The 15212-nt window shown below is 69.7% G+C and carries 12 protein-coding genes; 2 read left to right on the top strand and 10 right to left on the bottom strand.

Features of this window, described 5'->3' with window-relative positions:
- Positions 1 to 7: 7 nt before the first annotated feature.
- On the bottom strand, positions 8 to 1183 hold the full coding sequence (locus A3CQ_RS57580) for a DUF1996 domain-containing protein (RefSeq protein ID WP_051115288.1): 1176 nt from the start codon (positions 1181 to 1183) through the stop codon (positions 8 to 10).
- A 197-nt stretch (positions 1184 to 1380) separates the two neighbouring features.
- On the opposite strand from A3CQ_RS57580, the gene A3CQ_RS0119985 reads away from it, so the two are divergent.
- Positions 1381 to 3441, top strand: a complete 2061-nt coding sequence (locus A3CQ_RS0119985) for a M14 family zinc carboxypeptidase (RefSeq protein ID WP_040432625.1) — start codon at positions 1381 to 1383, stop codon at positions 3439 to 3441.
- Between the two features lie 43 nt (positions 3442 to 3484).
- On the opposite strand, the gene A3CQ_RS0119980 is transcribed toward A3CQ_RS0119985, so the two are convergent.
- The 7 genes from A3CQ_RS0119980 to A3CQ_RS0119950 all read right to left on the bottom strand — a co-directional run bounded on the left by A3CQ_RS0119980 (position 3485) and on the right by A3CQ_RS0119950 (position 12017).
- A complete protein-coding gene (locus A3CQ_RS0119980) occupies positions 3485 to 4492 on the bottom strand; it encodes a sugar phosphate isomerase/epimerase family protein (protein ID WP_020512725.1) in 1008 nt (335 codons plus the stop codon).
- Positions 4493 to 4651: 159 nt separating this feature from the next.
- Entirely contained in the window at positions 4652 to 5569 is a 918-nt protein-coding gene (locus A3CQ_RS0119975; protein WP_020512724.1) for a sugar phosphate isomerase/epimerase family protein, read from the bottom strand.
- A gap of 484 nt (positions 5570 to 6053) precedes the next feature.
- Positions 6054 to 7223 (bottom strand): Gfo/Idh/MocA family protein, encoded by a 1170-nt coding sequence (locus tag A3CQ_RS0119970; RefSeq protein ID WP_020512723.1) that lies wholly within the window; start codon positions 7221 to 7223, stop codon positions 6054 to 6056.
- 11 nt (positions 7224 to 7234) lie between these two features.
- A complete protein-coding gene (locus tag A3CQ_RS0119965) occupies positions 7235 to 8275 on the bottom strand; it encodes a substrate-binding domain-containing protein (protein WP_026205916.1) in 1041 nt (346 codons plus the stop codon).
- Between the two features lie 39 nt (positions 8276 to 8314).
- Positions 8315 to 9319 carry an ABC transporter permease gene (locus A3CQ_RS0119960; RefSeq protein WP_020512721.1) on the bottom strand — a complete coding sequence of 335 codons (1005 nt, stop codon included), beginning with the start codon at positions 9317 to 9319 and terminating at the stop codon, positions 8315 to 8317.
- A complete protein-coding gene (locus tag A3CQ_RS0119955) occupies positions 9316 to 10836 on the bottom strand; it encodes a sugar ABC transporter ATP-binding protein (RefSeq protein WP_020512720.1) in 1521 nt (506 codons plus the stop codon). The genes A3CQ_RS0119960 and A3CQ_RS0119955 overlap by 4 nt, the downstream gene beginning before the upstream one ends.
- On the bottom strand, positions 10833 to 12017 hold the full coding sequence (locus A3CQ_RS0119950; protein WP_020512719.1) for an ROK family transcriptional regulator: 1185 nt from the start codon (positions 12015 to 12017) through the stop codon (positions 10833 to 10835). Before A3CQ_RS0119950 ends, A3CQ_RS0119955 begins: the two co-directional genes overlap by 4 nt.
- A gap of 290 nt (positions 12018 to 12307) precedes the next feature.
- On the opposite strand from A3CQ_RS0119950, the gene A3CQ_RS0119945 reads away from it, so the two are divergent.
- Positions 12308 to 13405 (top strand): YihY/virulence factor BrkB family protein, encoded by a 1098-nt coding sequence (locus A3CQ_RS0119945; RefSeq protein WP_020512718.1) that lies wholly within the window; start codon positions 12308 to 12310, stop codon positions 13403 to 13405.
- 142 nt (positions 13406 to 13547) lie between these two features.
- Here A3CQ_RS0119945 and A3CQ_RS0119940 read toward each other — a convergent pair whose 3' ends face one another.
- On the bottom strand, positions 13548 to 14357 hold the full coding sequence (locus A3CQ_RS0119940) for an ABC transporter permease (protein ID WP_020512717.1): 810 nt from the start codon (positions 14355 to 14357) through the stop codon (positions 13548 to 13550).
- Positions 14358 to 15116, bottom strand: a complete 759-nt coding sequence (locus A3CQ_RS0119935) for an ABC transporter permease (protein WP_020512716.1) — start codon at positions 15114 to 15116, stop codon at positions 14358 to 14360.
- Between the last annotated feature and the right edge of the window lie 96 nt (positions 15117 to 15212).

Raw genomic sequence — 15212 nt, 5'->3', positions numbered from 1 at the left:
GGCCTCCTCAATGCAGATAGCCGTTGTTGTCGCAGGTACGGCGCTGGGCAATGCAGTCCTTGGTTCGCTTGTTCATGGCGTCCGAGTCCCACATCAGGAACGCGTCCCCGTGCATGGAGGAGGCGCTCCGGCCGGTCGTGTCCGAGGACAGGTAGTAGCCCTGCGTCGTGCCCTTGACGCCGTACTGGATGTCGAAGGTCAGGGCCGGGATCCGGACCGGGTGGTCGGCCGGGCAACCCTTGTCACTCCCGTACGCGACATGGTCTTTGTGGTTGGGGCTGTCGAGGTGCTTGCCGTCCCAGCAGTCCGGGAACTGCAGCATGAAATGCAGGGTGGCGTCGCCGCCGCAGATCGGCCAGTTGCCGTTGGTGCTGCGGGCTATGCCGTCGAGGTCGCCGGGGCCGTAGAAGGCGCAGTAGAACTGGCCCTGGGCGCCGCGCGGGGTCGGCACCTTCTTCTTGGCGTCGCCGGCGATCATGCGCAGGCCGGTGGGGATCGGCATGATGCCGGTCGAGTTGTTGCGGACCGAGCGGTAGTAGACCCGGAAGCCGGTGGTCTCGACCGGCTTGCCGCTCGCGGCGTCGTAGAGCGTCGGTACCCAGTACGCGGAGTGGTCCACAACCGGCTTGCAGGTGGTGGCCGTGAACTTCGTCAGGTCGCCGGCCTTGGTGTGCGCGTCGACCGCTTTGTTGCCGACGAACGAGTGCATGTGCGAGGCGCCCGGCATGTCGGGAAAGACGATCGGGTCGTCCGCGAGGCGGTGGCTGTACTGGCAGTCGGCCCGGAATTCCGGAAGGTTCCCCACGCCGGCCGGGACCGGGTCGATCTTCCGCGCCTTGAACGCGGCGACCTGCGCCTGCCACGCCGCCTGGTCGACCGGGATCCAGCCCGCCTTGGGCGGCTCCTGAGGCGGGGCGGCCGCCGTTTTCGTGACGGCGGCGGACGGCGACGTGGCCGACGGCTTGGCGGCGGGCGACGAGGACGGCCCGACCGCGACGGTCTGCGGCGCGCCCGGGGCCGCGTTGGAGGCCGCGTACGACGACGGTTCGACGGCACCGGACGGTGCTCCGGCCAGATGCACGATGATCACGGCCGCCGATACGGCGACAAAAGCCGCGCTGGCCCAGACGACGGCCATGGCCCGCTTCGGGCGCGCGTGCTGCGGGGGTACGGGGGACGACACGGCAGCAGCCTAGGCACCCGGCGGCGTCGGTCCCTAAGCCCTTAAGACGGCTCTAAAGACAAATGTCCGTTCGGCTCGACCTGGCATTTTCTCGTAATCCAGACCTCCGACTCACGTCCACGATCCCATCCCGATTGACACATCTCGATGAGCACGATGGGGTGATAGCGACACCCTTCGATGACGCAGGAGGTTCGATGTCACCTCGGGCTCGCGGGATGGCCGCCCTGGCCGCCGTCCTTCTCACCGTCGCGCTCGTACCACCCCAGGCGAGCGCCGCCGTCGCAGACCCGATCGGGCTCGGCAACTCCGAGCACGCTCTCATCCGTTTCCGCCTTCCCGACGAGGCCGCGCTCCAGCGGCTGGTCGCGGAGGGCGCCGACATCGCCGCCCGGCCGAAGACCTCGGCGGACGGCGCGATCCTCGCCGATCTGGTGGTCGACGGGGCGCAGCTGACCGCGCTCACCGACTCCGGCGCCGTGGCCACCCAGGTCATCGAGCGCGAGTCGGACGGCGCCCGCCGGATGACGCAGAGCAAGATGGCCGCCGCCGGTGCGGACACTCTGCAGTTCCTCCAGGCGTACTGGTGGACCACCAACGGGCACACCTTCCTGCAGACGCAGGTCGCCACGACCGCCACCGACGACCCGGACGTGGAGATCACGGTCACCTGGCGTACGGCGGACGGCGCGACCGGCTCGTACCAGCTGATCCGGTTCGAGGATTCGGGCGAGTACCAGTACCACTACGCGCTGCCGCAGTCGCTGCCCGGCAAGCCGACGCAGGTCACGGCGGCGTCGAGCCTCGGCGGGCAGACCCGGGCGATCACCCCGGCCGTCTGGCCGAACGCCACTCCCCCGGCCACGCCGAGCGGCTACCAGAAGGATTTCGTCGCCGCCTATATGACGCCGACCGATATCAGCGCCCGTATCAAGCGCCTCAAGCGGCAGTACCCGGCATTGGTCGACGTCATCAACCTGCCGAACAAGACCCAGGGCTATCGGCGGACGGCGGTGGCCTATCTCGGCGACCCGGCCACGGCCGCGGTCGTCGTCGATTCGGTCAAGTTCGGCGACCAGGGGATGAACGGCGTCCAGGTGAAGACCGTCGATCCCGGGAAGGCCAATCGACCGTTGTCCGCCTCGTACCGCGACCGGGTCTTGACCTTGAATTTGGCCACCGGCGCAACCGGCCAGGTGATCAGCACGACCGACGACGTCGCGGCGTTCATCTCGGCCAAATATCCGCAGACGTTCCGCGCGTTCGTCGAGGACGGTTCGGCCGGTCTCGTGATGCCGGTGACCGGGCCGGTGCGGCTCGACGACGGGCTGATGGGCACCGAGGTGTCGAAGAAGCCGTGGACCGTGCAGGCGCTGCGGATCGGCAAGGTGCGCGACGGCTCGAAGATCGGCGTCCTCGCGTACAGCCAGGAACACGCCCGTGAATGGGCGACCCCGCTGGTGACGCTCGAATTCGCCGAGCGGATGCTCGCCAACTACAACACCGACCCGGCGACGAAGGCGCTGATGGACTCGGTCGACATCTTCGTGATTCCGACGGTGAACCCGGACGGCGCCAACTACACGTTCAACGACTACAACTTCCAGAGAAAAAACCTGGTCAATCACTGTACGGGGGCCAGCCGCGATCCCAAGTACCGCAATTCCTGGGGCGTGGACGTCAACCGTAACTACACGGTCGGGTCCTATTTCGACGGTTACGTGGGCGGCAGCGCGAACTGCCTTTCCGGCACCTACTCCGGCACCGCCGAGCTGTCCGAGGCCGAGAGCAGCAACGTGATCGCCCTGGCCGAGGCGCACCCGAACATCAAGTTCGCGATGAACGTGCACAGCTACGGCGGGTACTTCATGTGGCCGCCGGGCGCGTACAAGGCGGACGGGCGGGTCACGCTGCCCCGGCCGTCGATCGACGAGTCGAAGTTCTTCCTGGACAGCGCCCGCCGGATCGTGGGCGCCATCGCGGCCTCGCGCGGCACGGTGACATGGCCGTCGTACACCGGCCCGGTCGCGGACGTGCTGTACTCGGCGGCCGGCAACTCGGCCGACGAGTTGTACTACGAGTTGGGCATCGACGCCTGGGACTTCGAGATCGGCAACGACATCTGGAACGACCAGACGCAGGAGTGGGACGGCGTCGGCTTCCAGCCGCCGTTCGACGAGGCCCACGCCGAGTCGCAGGAGTACGCCGGCGGGCTGGTCGAGCTCGTCCGGGTCGCCGGCGAGCAGCCGGCGCCGTAAGCAAGAACGGCTGGCGGCGGCCGGAGCCGCCGCCAGCCGCACCTCAGGACGACGAGGAGAACGCCGCGTCGAACGCCGCCGTCGGCGCGTCGAACGCCAGCCGCCGCACGAACTGCAGCGCCTCGGGCGCCCCGACCAGGCGGTCCATGCCCGCGTCCTCCCACTCGATCGAGATCGGGCCGGTGTAGCCGATCGCGTTGAGGGCCCGGAAGCAGTCCTCCCACGGCACGTCGCCGTGGCCGGTCGAGACGAAGTCCCAGCCCCGGCGGAGGTCGGCCCAGGGCAGGTGCGAGCTGAGCCGCCCGCGCCGCCCGTCGCCGGTGCGGACCTTCGCGTCCTTGCAGTCGACGTGGTAGATGAGGTCCTTGAACTCGAGGATGAAGTTGACCGGGTCGAGGTCCTGCCACACGAAGTGCGACGGGTCCCAGTTCAGGCCGAAGGCGGGCCGGTTGCCGATCGCCTCCAGCGTCCGCCGGGTGGTCCAGTAGTCGTACGCGATCTCCGAAGGATGCACCTCGTGCGCGAAGCGCACACCCACCTCGTCGTAGACGTCGAGGATCGGGTTCCACCGGTCGGCGAAGTCCTGGTACCCGCGGTCGATCATGGCTTGCGAGGCGGGCGGGAACATCGCGACCGTGTGCCAGATCGACGAGCCGGTGAAACCGACCACGGTCTTCACCCCGAGGCGTGCCGCGGCCCGCGCGGTGTCCTTCATGCGCTCGGCGGCACGCTGCCGAACACCCTCCGGCGAACCGTCGCCCCAGATCGCGGCGGGCAGGATGTCCTGGTGCCGCTCGTCGATCGGGTGGTCGCAGACGGCCTGGCCGACGAGGTGGTTGGAGATCGCGAACACCTTCAGGCCGTGCTTGTCCAGCACCTCGCGCTTGCGGTCGATGTAGTCGGGCTCGGCGAGCGCCCGGTCGACCTCGAAGTGGTCGCCCCAGCAGGCGATCTCGAGGCCGTCGTAGCCCCATTCGGAGGCAAGCCGGCACACCTCGTCGAAGGGCAGGTCGGCCCACTGGCCGGTGAAGAGCGTGATGGGTCGGGCCATGTCGTACTCCCTGATCGCAGCCGGAATCGGCGGACGGCGAGGGAAACCGGCCGGACAACAACGGGCCGCCGCGGCGAGGGCGAGACGACGGCCGGCCGGGTTGCGCCTCCCGGGCCGGCCCGCCCGTCAGGGCAGCACCAGAACGACCCTATCGAAAATTCAGCGCGCGGGGCAGGGTTCGTTCTCCGGCGCGAGGCCGAGGGCCGCGAGCTCGGCCAGGAGGTACGCGACATCGCCGGCCACCTGCTCGGGAGCCGGATCGGGCACCCGGGTCAGCAGGGTCAGGTACTCCGTGAGAGGTCCGCCGGCCCCGAACACCTGCCGCAGCGCGGACCGCCACGCCTCGGTCGTCCCGCCCGGCACCGCGGCGAGGCGTACCTCGATGATGGACAGCCCGGCGTCGGTGAGCGACTCGATGCCGGCGGCCGGTTCGGGCCACGCGCGCGCCACGTGACCGAGGTCGAGGCAGACGCCGAGCCGCTCCTTGTCGATGCGGCTGAGCGCGGCGACGGTCTGCTCGGCGCTGTCGAGCACCATGCCGGGCGTGGGCTGGAAGCCGACCCGGATCGCCCGCCCGTTCTGCCAGGCGAGGTCGGCCAGGCCGGCCGAGAGGCGGCGCAGGATGCCGGCGCTCGCCTTGTCGGCGGCCTCGGCCCAGCCGGCCCGCGGCCCGAGCCCGGTGCTGCTGACCGCGCCGCGCACGGCGTCGGCGTCGAGCAGGTCGAGCAGGATGCGGGCGAGGTCGAGCGTGTACTCCCGGCGGGCCGGCTCGGTCCACGCGGGGGGCCGCTCGCCGCCACCCTCGCCGAAGGGCGCGCCGCTCAACGTAACGACCTCGAGACGGCGGGCGTCGAGTTCGGCACGAAGCCGGGTGCGGGCGCGGCTCTCTACGGCCAGGGTGGCGGCGAGCGCGGGGGGAAGCCAGATGTTGACGCCGAGCCGGTCGACGCCGAGGCGGGCACGAACGGCCCCGTAGGTGTCGAGAAGGCCGACGACGCCGGGTAGATTGCTCTCGGGTCGCGGGGCGATCTCACAACTGAGGTGCACGATCCGGCCGGAAGGATGTCTCAGCCGCATCAGAGTCCTCCCCGGGCGAGGGTGCCGGTGCATCTGCACGTGCATCGGCGCGTGCTAGGGCGTCCAGTATGGACCATGCCGCGCGCGAAGAGCGACGCACGCGGAGCGGTCCTCGGTGTTGCCATGACGCCTCCATCCGTGGGGTCGACCCGACCTCGGATACGAGCGTCATGCGCCCACAGGATCAGCGGCGTACGCGACGTGCGACGCGATGACCGGCGCGAACATGATCGAAGGTCCGCTCAATCATCGGACAGCATCAATGTCCACGGCTAGGGTGACCTGCCGGTAGGACCGCGTCCGGGCGGCTGTACCTGCCCTCGGAGAGCGCTGTCTATGTGCACCATGTGCACGTTCGGACATGCACGAGGCGATCACCCGTGCGGGTGCGCACGGGCCGTGCAGAAACGAAAGATCTTCCGTCGCGAGCCGGCCGGCGCGGGGCGCAACCGCGCCGTCCCTCGCCGGCTCGCGACGGACGCCTCTAAACCTCGACCTTGGTCCACTGGGACGACTGGGCCGACTGAGAAACGGCGTCCAGCACCAGCTGCACCTGCAGCGCGTCCGAGAAGGACGGCGCCGGGTCGGTCTTGTCCCCGATGGACGCGATGAGATCGCGGACCTCGTGGGTGAAGGTGTGCTCGTAGCCGATCGGGTGCCCGGTCGGCCACCAGGCCGCCATGTACGGGTGCTCCGGCTCGGTCACCAGGATCGGCGTGAAGCCCTGCTCGCCCGCGGGCAAGGTGGCGTCGTAGAAGGAGAGCTCGTTCATCCGCTCGAAGTCGAAGACCAGCGACCCGAGCGAGCCGTTCAGCTCGACCCGCAGCCCGTTCTTGCGCCCGGTCGCGAACCGCGTCGCCTCGTACGTGGCGATCGCTCCCCCGCTGAGCCGGGCCAGGAAGAGCGCGGCGTCGTCGACCGTGACCTCGCCGCGGTCCGAGGAGTCCCCGGTGGCGGAGAGCCCGGACGAGGCGGACGGGAGCGGCCTCGAGCGTACGAACGTCTCGGTCAGTGCCGACACCGAGGCGATCGACTGCCCGGTCACGAACTGCGTCATGTCGATGATGTGCGCGCCGATGTCACCGAGCGCCCCGGACCCCGCGACCTCCTTGCGGAGCCTCCACACCAGCGGAAAGTCGGGGTCGACGATCCAGTCCTGCAGATAGACGGCGCGCACGTGGCGGATCTGGCCGATCCGGCCGGCGGCCACCATCCGGCGCATCAGCTCCACGGCCGGCACCCGCCGATAGTTGAAGCCGCACATGCTGCGTACGCCCTGTGCCTGCGCGGCCGACGCGGCCGCGGCCATCTGCCGGGCCTCGGCCACCGTGTTGGCCAGGGGTTTCTCACAGAGCACGTGCTTGCCGGCGGCGAGCGCGGCCAGCGCGATCTCGGCGTGCGTGTCACCGGGCGTGCAGATGTCGATCAGATCGATGTCGTCGCGCTCGATGAGCGAGCGCCAATCGGTGGTCGACGACTCCCAGCCGAGCTTGTCGCGTGCGGCCGCCACCCCCGAAGGGTCGCGGCCGCACACCACCGACATCCGTGCCGACAGCGGCAGGTCGAAGAAGTGGTTCACGGTGCGCCACGCCTGGGAGTGCGCGGCGCCCATGAACGCGTAACCGACCATGCCGACCCGCAGCTGTTCCGACATGAATAATCCCCTCAGAAGCCGAGCTTGGCGTACTTGGCAGCGTTGTCCTTGGTGATCGTCTCGGAGGCGAGCGTGATCTCCTTGGGCACCTGCAGTTCCACCAGGTCACTCATACCTTTACCCTGCCCGATCAGCCGGGCGAGGGAGATCGCCGAGGACGCCATCGACGGGCTGTAGGTCACGGTCGCCTTGAGCACCGAGTCGTCCTTGGAGATCGCGTCGATCGCCGACTTCGAGCCCGCGCCGCCGACCATGAAGAACTCGCTGCGGTTCGCCTGCTTGATCGCGGCGAGCACCCCGATGCCCTGGTCGTCGTCGTGGTTCCACAGCGCGTCCATCTTCGGCAGCGCCTGCAGCAGCGCGGTCGCCGCGGCCTGGCCCGAGTCGGCCGTGAACTCCGCGGGCCGGCGGTTGGCGACCTTGAAGCCGTAGACGGCGAGGGCGGCGTTGAATCCCTGCGTGCGCTCCTGGGTGAGCTCGAGCGAGTCGATGCCGGGGATCTCCCCGATGATCGGGTTGCTGACGCCCTTGGCCTTGAGCTGCTCGCCGATGTACTGCCCGGCGGCCAGCCCCATTCCGTAGTTGTCGCCCTTGATCTGCAGCCGGTAGGCGGCCGCCGACGGGAACGCCCGGTCGAGGTTGACCACCGGGATGCCGGCCTTCATCGCCTCCAGACCGGCCGAGTTCAGCTCCTTGCCGTCCCACGGGAGCATCACGATCACGGTGGGCTTCTGCGCGATCAGCGTCGAGATGGCGGCGCGCTGGGCGGCGGCGTCGGCGCCGGCCTCGACACTCTTGAGCTCCACATCGGAGTACTGGGCGGCCTGCGCCTTGGCGTTGTTGGTGATCGCCGCGATCCAGCCGTGGTCGGCGGCCGGTGCGGTGAATCCGATGACGACCTTCTGCCCGGCCGCGGCGTTGGCGTCGCCGCTCGCGTTGGTCTTCACCTGGGCGTCGGTGCCGGGGTCGTTGCTGGTGCAGGCGGTGAGGAGCGCGCCGGCGCCGACGGCCGCGCCGCCGAACAGAACGCGCCTACGGGACAAAGCGGACATGATTCCTCCAAGGGGGACCCACAAACGGGCCAGGAGTGGTCAACGCTTGAGGAGTTGAGTGAGTGATCGGTAGCGGAACTGCTGGATCAGCACGGCGGCGACGATGATGCCGCCCTTGACCATGTTCTGAACCTCGGTGGAGAGGTTGTTGATAGCGAAGAGGTTGGTGATCGTGGAGAAGACCAGCACCCCGAACAGGGCGCCGATGATGGTGCCGCGACCGCCGCTGAGCAGCGTGCCGCCGATGATCGCCGCGGCGATCGCGTCGAGTTCGTAGAGGTTCGCCATGGCGGCCTGGGCACTGGTCGCCTGGGACGTCAGCATGATCGCGGCGATGCCGCAGCACAGGCCGGAAAGCGCGTACAGCAGCACGGTGTGGCGCTTGACATTGATGCCGGCCAGGCGGGCCGCCTCCGGGTTGCCGCCGACTGCCACCGTGCGCCGGCCGAAGGTCGTGCGGTTCAGCAAGACCCAGCCGGCGGCGACGACCACCGCCAGAATCCACACCAGCAGCGGTACGCCGAGCAGCTTCGTCGTCGCGATGCTGTTGATGGTGTCGTTCGCCGAGACCTGCGTCTGCTTCCCGGAGATCTGCGCCGCGAGACCGCGGGCCGAGACCAGCATGGCGAGCGTCGCGATGAAGGGCACCAGCCGCCCGTAGGAGATGAGCACTCCGTTGACCAGCCCGACCGCGATGCCCACGACCAGCGCCGTGAAGATCATGCCGATCGCGCCATGGCTCTGCGTCGCCAGCGTCGTCGCCCACACCCCGGCGAGCGCGATGATCGCGCCCACCGACAGGTCGATGCCGCCGCCGATGATCACGAACGTCATCCCGACCGTGACCACGCCGATCGCCGACGCCTGCTGCAGGATCGTGAGGACGTTGTTGCGGACCCAGGTCGGGTCGGAGTACAGCTCCGGCTTGGTGACGATCCCGATGATCACCAGGACGACCAGCACTCCGACCAGACCCAGGTTGCGTACCGCGTTGTCGTCCAGCCGCCATTTCTTCTGGGAGGCGGGCGCCGTTTCCGCGATCATGCGGGCTCTCCTTCCAGCAACGACCCCGCCATCACGAGGTCGAGAACGGTGTCTTCGTCGAGTTCCTCGGCCGGGGCCTCATGGATGAGCCGACCCTCCCGCATCACCAGCACCCGGTCGGCGAGGCCCAGCACCTCGGGCACCTCGCTGGAGACCAGCAACACCCCCACGCCGTCCGCGGCCAGACCCCGGATGACCTGGTAGAGCTCGGCGCGGGCGCCCACGTCCACCCCTCGGGTCGGCTCGTCGAGCAACAGGAGCCGGGTCTTGCCGAGCAGCCAGCGGCCGACCACGACCTTCTGCTGGTTGCCGCCGGAGAGGGTGCGCGCCGGGCGGTCGACGTCCCGGGGGCGCAGCTCCAGCAGGTCGGCGGTGGTGAGGGCGGCGGCGCGCTCGTCGCGGGTGTCGGTGAAACCGGCGTGCGCGAAGCCGGCGAACGAGGCGAGCGTCATGTTCTTGTAGACCGGCTCGTCGAGCAGAAGCGCCTGGCTCTTGCGTTCCTCGGGCGCCATCCCCATGCCCCGGCCGACGGCCGCGCCGACGCCGGTGATGCGATGGCCGTCCAGGGTGACCGTTCCGGCGTCGGCCCGGCGCGCCCCGAAGATCGTCTCGAGGAGCTCGGAGCGGCCGGAGCCGACCAGGCCGGCGATTCCCACGATCTCGCCGGGCGCGACCGTGAGGCTCGCGTCGGCGAACTCGCCGTGCCTGGTCAGACCGGCGACCGTCAGGATCGGCGGGCTTTCCGAGCGGTCCGGTCGCGGGGGAAATATGTACTCGATGCTCCGGCCGGTCATCTTGCCGACCAGCTCCCGGGTCGGCGTGTCGCGGGCCGGGAGGTTGGCGGCGGTGGTGCGGCCGTCCTTGAGGACGGTGACCCGGTCGCCGATCTCGCGGATCTCGGCGAGCCGATGCGAGATGTAGATGACCGCGATCCCCTGCGCGGTCAGCTCCCGGATGATCCGGAACAGGTTGGCAACCTCGTCGTGGGCGAGCACGGCGCTGGGCTCGTCCATGACGATCAGCTTGGCGTCGTGCGACAGGGCCCGCGCCATGCTGACGATCTGCTTGCCGGCCGCCGGCAGCCGGCGGACGGCCCGGCGCGGCGAGATCTCGGGGTGGCCGAGCCGGGCCAGGATCGCCTTCGTCTTCTCCGCCGCGCTTCGCCGCCGGGTGAACCCGAACCGCGCCTCCTCGTGGCCGAGGAACGCGTTCTCCGCCACCGACAGGTCGTCGACCAGGTCGAGCTCCTGGTAGATGGTGGCGATCCCGGCCCGCATCGCGGCCTGCGGCGTGGCCGGCGCGAACGGCTCCCCGAGCCAGCTGATCTCCCCGCCGTCCGCGTGGTGCACCCCGGCCAGGACCTTGATCAGCGTGGACTTTCCGGCGCCGTTCTGCCCGAGCAGGCAGTGCACCTCCCCCGCGCGCACCTCCAGCTGCACCCCGTCCAGGGCGCGTACGCCCGGGAAGGTCTTCACCACGTCGGTGAGCTGGAGAACGACGTCGCCGCCCGCGGTCATGACGCCTGCTCGAAGGCCATGTCACTGGCCAGCACCGCCGCGCCCGTGACGCCGGCGCGTCCCTCCAGTTCGGAGAGCACGACCGGCAGGTTGCCGGTGGCGAGAGGCAGCGACCTTCGGTAGACCACGCTCCTGATCTCGGCTAGTAGCACATGCCCGAGCTGGGCCAACCCACCCCCGATCACGATCATCGACGGATTGGCGAACGAGACCAGCGTGGCCAGCACGCCGCCGACCCGCCTGCCTCCCTCCCGGATCAGCCGGATACAGGTCACGTCTCCCTCGGCGGCCCCGTCGGCGACGTCCTTCGCGCTCAGCCCGTCGGACGCCGCGAGCCGCTCGGCCAGTGCCGGAGAATCGCCGGCCCGGGCCGCGGCGAGGGCGTCACGAGCCAGAGCCGCGCCGCTGAACAGCGCCTCGAGACATCCCGTGTTCCCGCACGAGCAGACCGGGCCGCTCGCGTCGACCTGGATGTGCCCGATGTCGCCGGCACACCCGTCGACCCCGCGGTAGACCGTGCCGGCCAGGTGGATCCCGCACCCGATGCCGGTTCCGATCTTCACGAAGAGGAAGTCGTCGACGCTGTGCGCCACCCCGCCGTGCCGCTCGCCGATAGCCATGATGTTGACGTCGTTGTCGACCACGGCCGGGCAGCCGTGCTCGCGGGCGAGCAGCTCGCGCACCGGATACCGGTCCCAGCCCGGCATGATCGGCGGCGACACCGGCACCCCGTCGCGGAAGCTGACCGGCCCCGGCACGCCGATCCCGACGGCGTCGAGCCGCTCGTAGGCGCCGTCGGTGCGGGCCTTGGACAGCAACTCGTTGACCCGCTGCAGGATCACCTTGGGTCCGGTGCGGATGTCGGCGGGCTCGCGATAGGCCGCCAGCGGCTCGAGCCGTCCGTTGGTGACCTCGATGTCGATCGAGCTGGCGCCGAGGTCGACCGCCGCGAACCGCAGTCGCGGCGAGATCTCCACCAGGGTCGAGCGGCGGCCGCCACGGGAGGCCGCCATGCCGGCTTCGGCGATGAGCCCGGCGGCGACCAGCCGCTCGACCTCGGCGAGAAGGCGGGGCCGGGTCAACTCGAGCCGGTCCCCCAACTCGGCCCGGGACACCGGCCCCTCGTCCCGGAGAAGCCGCAAAATCCGCAAATGCGGAGCGTCGGCGAACAACACGTGCACCTCCGGACGCCTTTCACACTCCGATGTTGTGCCCGTCACAGTAGGCAGTTCCGACGCCGCAGTCCATACCTTCTTGAAGATCACTCCAAACTTTTGTCGTTGGAAGCAAAAGCCACCCCCTTCTCCCGTACGAGGTACAGCCCGCACCCGACCGCAATGACACCGTCCCCGCCCTCGTGGAGCGGCGTTTGCAACACCGGGCCGTACCCCGCGGCCGGGCCGGTGGGTGGTTAGAAACGCCTGGTCGGGGCATTGAGGTAGAAAGGGTTCGCTTTCAGGGGAGAGCCGCGATGAAGCTCGGCCGCAACGCTGACGACGACAAATCCGGGACCACGACCGCGACACCGGAGGCATCGCCCGAGGCGGTGGACGCCCGCGCCCGCGGCGCCTCCGATTTCGAGCGCGAAGCGGGCGGCGGCGGCGTCCCGCCGTCGGCCGGCCCCGACTCGCCCACCGGCCTGCGCGCGAAGGGCATCTTCGCGGCCGTGAAGCGCACCTTCTCCCAGTTCTCCGAGGACAACATCTCGGACTGGGCGGCCGCGCTCACCTACTACGGCGTGCTCTCGATCTTCCCCGGTGTGCTCGTCCTGGTGTCGATCATCGGCTTCCTCAACTCGCACGGCCGCCAGACCGTCAAGGACACGATCGACGACCTGACCAGCAACCAGCAGATCCGCGACCTGGTGGGAACGGTCATCAACCAGTTCACCGGCTCGGGCGCGGCGAGCTTCACGGCGATCCTCGGCATCGTGATCGCCTTCTGGTCGGCCTCGGGCTACATCGCCGCCTTCATGCGCGCCTCGAACGCCGTCTACGACGTCCCCGAGGGCCGCCCGATCTGGAAAACCCTCCCGATCCGCGTCGGCGTCACGGCCGTCGTCGGCATCATGCTGATCGTCTCGGCCGTCATCGTCGTCTTCACCGGCAACCTGGCCCACGTGGTGGGCGAGCGCCTGGGCTTCGGCGGCGTGGCCGTGACCGTCTGGAGCATCGCCAAGTGGCCAGTGCTGATCGTCCTGGTCAGCCTGATGTTCGCCATCCTGTACTGGGCCTCCCCCAACGCGAAGACCGGCGGCTTCCGCTGGGTGAGCCCCGGCGGCGTCTTCGCCGTGGTGCTGTGGCTGGCCGCCTCGGCCGCCTTCGCGCTCTACCTGGCCAACTTCGCCAACTACGACAAGACCTACGGCACCCTCGGCGGCGTCATCGCCTTCCTGGTCTGGCTCTGGATCTCCAATATCGCCATCCTGCTGGGCCTGGAACTAGACGCCGAACTCGAACGAGGCCGGGCCATGGCGGCCGGCCACGACCCGGACAAGGAGCCGTTCCTCCAGCTCCGCGACTCCCGAAAGCTCAAAAAGGGCAGCGACAAGGGCCTGTCCGCCGGCTGACCCACCCACTCACCCCCTGCCGACCCATCCCACCGCCGGCCCAGGCCCGCCGCCGGCCCGCCCCCACCGCGGGAGACCCAGCCGCGGGCCGACCAGGGCCGACCACCGCCGACCAGTGCAGCCGCCGCCGAGCCGGCCGTGGCTATTTGCAGAGCATGCGGCCCATGCGGCGGCCGGCCACGGTCAGGCCGATCGCGAGGACGGTCAGCAGGTAGAGGACGTCGACTAGTTGGAGCGCGCCGACCGGGCCGAGGCTCAGCGCCCGGGTCAGGTCGACCGCGCGGTAGAGCGGGGTCACCTCGATCAGCCAGCGGACCACGGTGGGATAGGCCGTCGGCGGGACGAAGGTGCCGGAGAACAGGAACAGGGCGAACTGGGCCGAGGCGATCAGGTCGAAGTCCTGCCAGCTGCGGATGATCGTGGAGGTGGCCATGCCGAGCGCGCCGAAGGCGAAGCCGACCAGGATCGTCGCGGGGAGCATGACCGCCGCGCGCATCGGGGAGGTCAGGTCGAGCGCCACCATGATGACCAGGAACGCGGCCGAGTAGAGCACGCCGCGCACCATCGCCCACGCCAACTCCCCCAGGGCGATCTCGATCGGCCGGATCGGCGTGGCGAGCATGCCCTCGTAGAGGCGCATGAACTTCATCTTGCCGAAGAAGTTGAACGTGGTCTCGGACAGCGCCCCGGTCATCGCCGCCGCCGCGAGCATGGCCGGCGCCACGAATTCCGCGTAGCCCACCAGCCGCCCGTCGGGCAGCCGCAGGTCGCCGATCAGGCCGCCCACGCCGATCCCGATCGAGAACAGATAGAGCACCGGCTCGAGGAACCCGGAGAGCATCACCACCCAGTACGTCGAGCGCAGGCAGCTGATGTTCCGCTCGGTGACCGATGCCGCGCGCCGGCCCGTGCCCTCGAACGAGACGAGCCGCGGCAGAACCAAAGTCAGCACTCAGATCACCAACCGTCGACGGAAGCGGGAGTGGGCCAGCCACCAGCCGAGCGCACACCAGGCCAGCAGGTAGAGCACGTGCCACAGACCGAGCCACCCGGGCGCCAGCCCGAGCATCGCGTCGCGGCTCAGGTCGACCCCGTGCCACAGCGGCAGCGCCCACGCCACCCAGCGCAGCACCAGCGGCAACGACTCGATCGGGAAGAACACCCCGGAGAACAGCGACATCGGCAGGATCGCGAAGCGCATCAGGATGGCCAGGTAGCTGTCGCTGCTGATCGACGCGCTGTAGGCGACCGTGGGCGCGGACACCGCGAACCCGACCAGCAGCGCCACGATCAGCGTGAGCGGCGCCCACCACGAGTGCACCGCGCCGAACAGCACCGCCACGCCGAGGAACGCGGTGGCGCTCAGCAGAATGCGGAACAGCATGAAGGCGAGATGGCCGCCGAGGATGTCGGCCACCCGCAACGGCGCCGCAGCCTGCGCGAAGTACACCTTCAGCCACTCGAAGTAGCTCAGCACCGGCCAGGTCGCCTCGCCGATCGCGGCCTGCACCGCCGTCGAGGCGATCAGGCCCGGCACGATCCAGTCCAGATAGGGCACCCCGTCGACGCCGCCCGACACGTACGCCCCGACGCCCACCCCGAACCCGAGCATCGTCAGCAGCGGCATGACCAGCGTGGACAGAGCGCTCGCCCGCCACGTCCGCCGGTAGTTGACCAGGTGGTACTCCAGCACGTAGGCGCCCGGGGTCATCGCGGCCCGCCGATCGCGAGCGTTGGACCGCTGACCAGCGCTGAGTTACCGTTAAGGTCGGACATCAAGGCGGCATACCTTCCGAGTCGGCGGTTT

The organism is Paractinoplanes globisporus DSM 43857 (assembly GCF_000379645.1).
Lineage (GTDB): Bacteria > Actinomycetota > Actinomycetes > Mycobacteriales > Micromonosporaceae > Actinoplanes > Actinoplanes globisporus.
The sequence above is the reverse complement of the archived record's forward strand: the minus strand, read 5'-3'. Positions and strand labels throughout refer to the sequence as shown.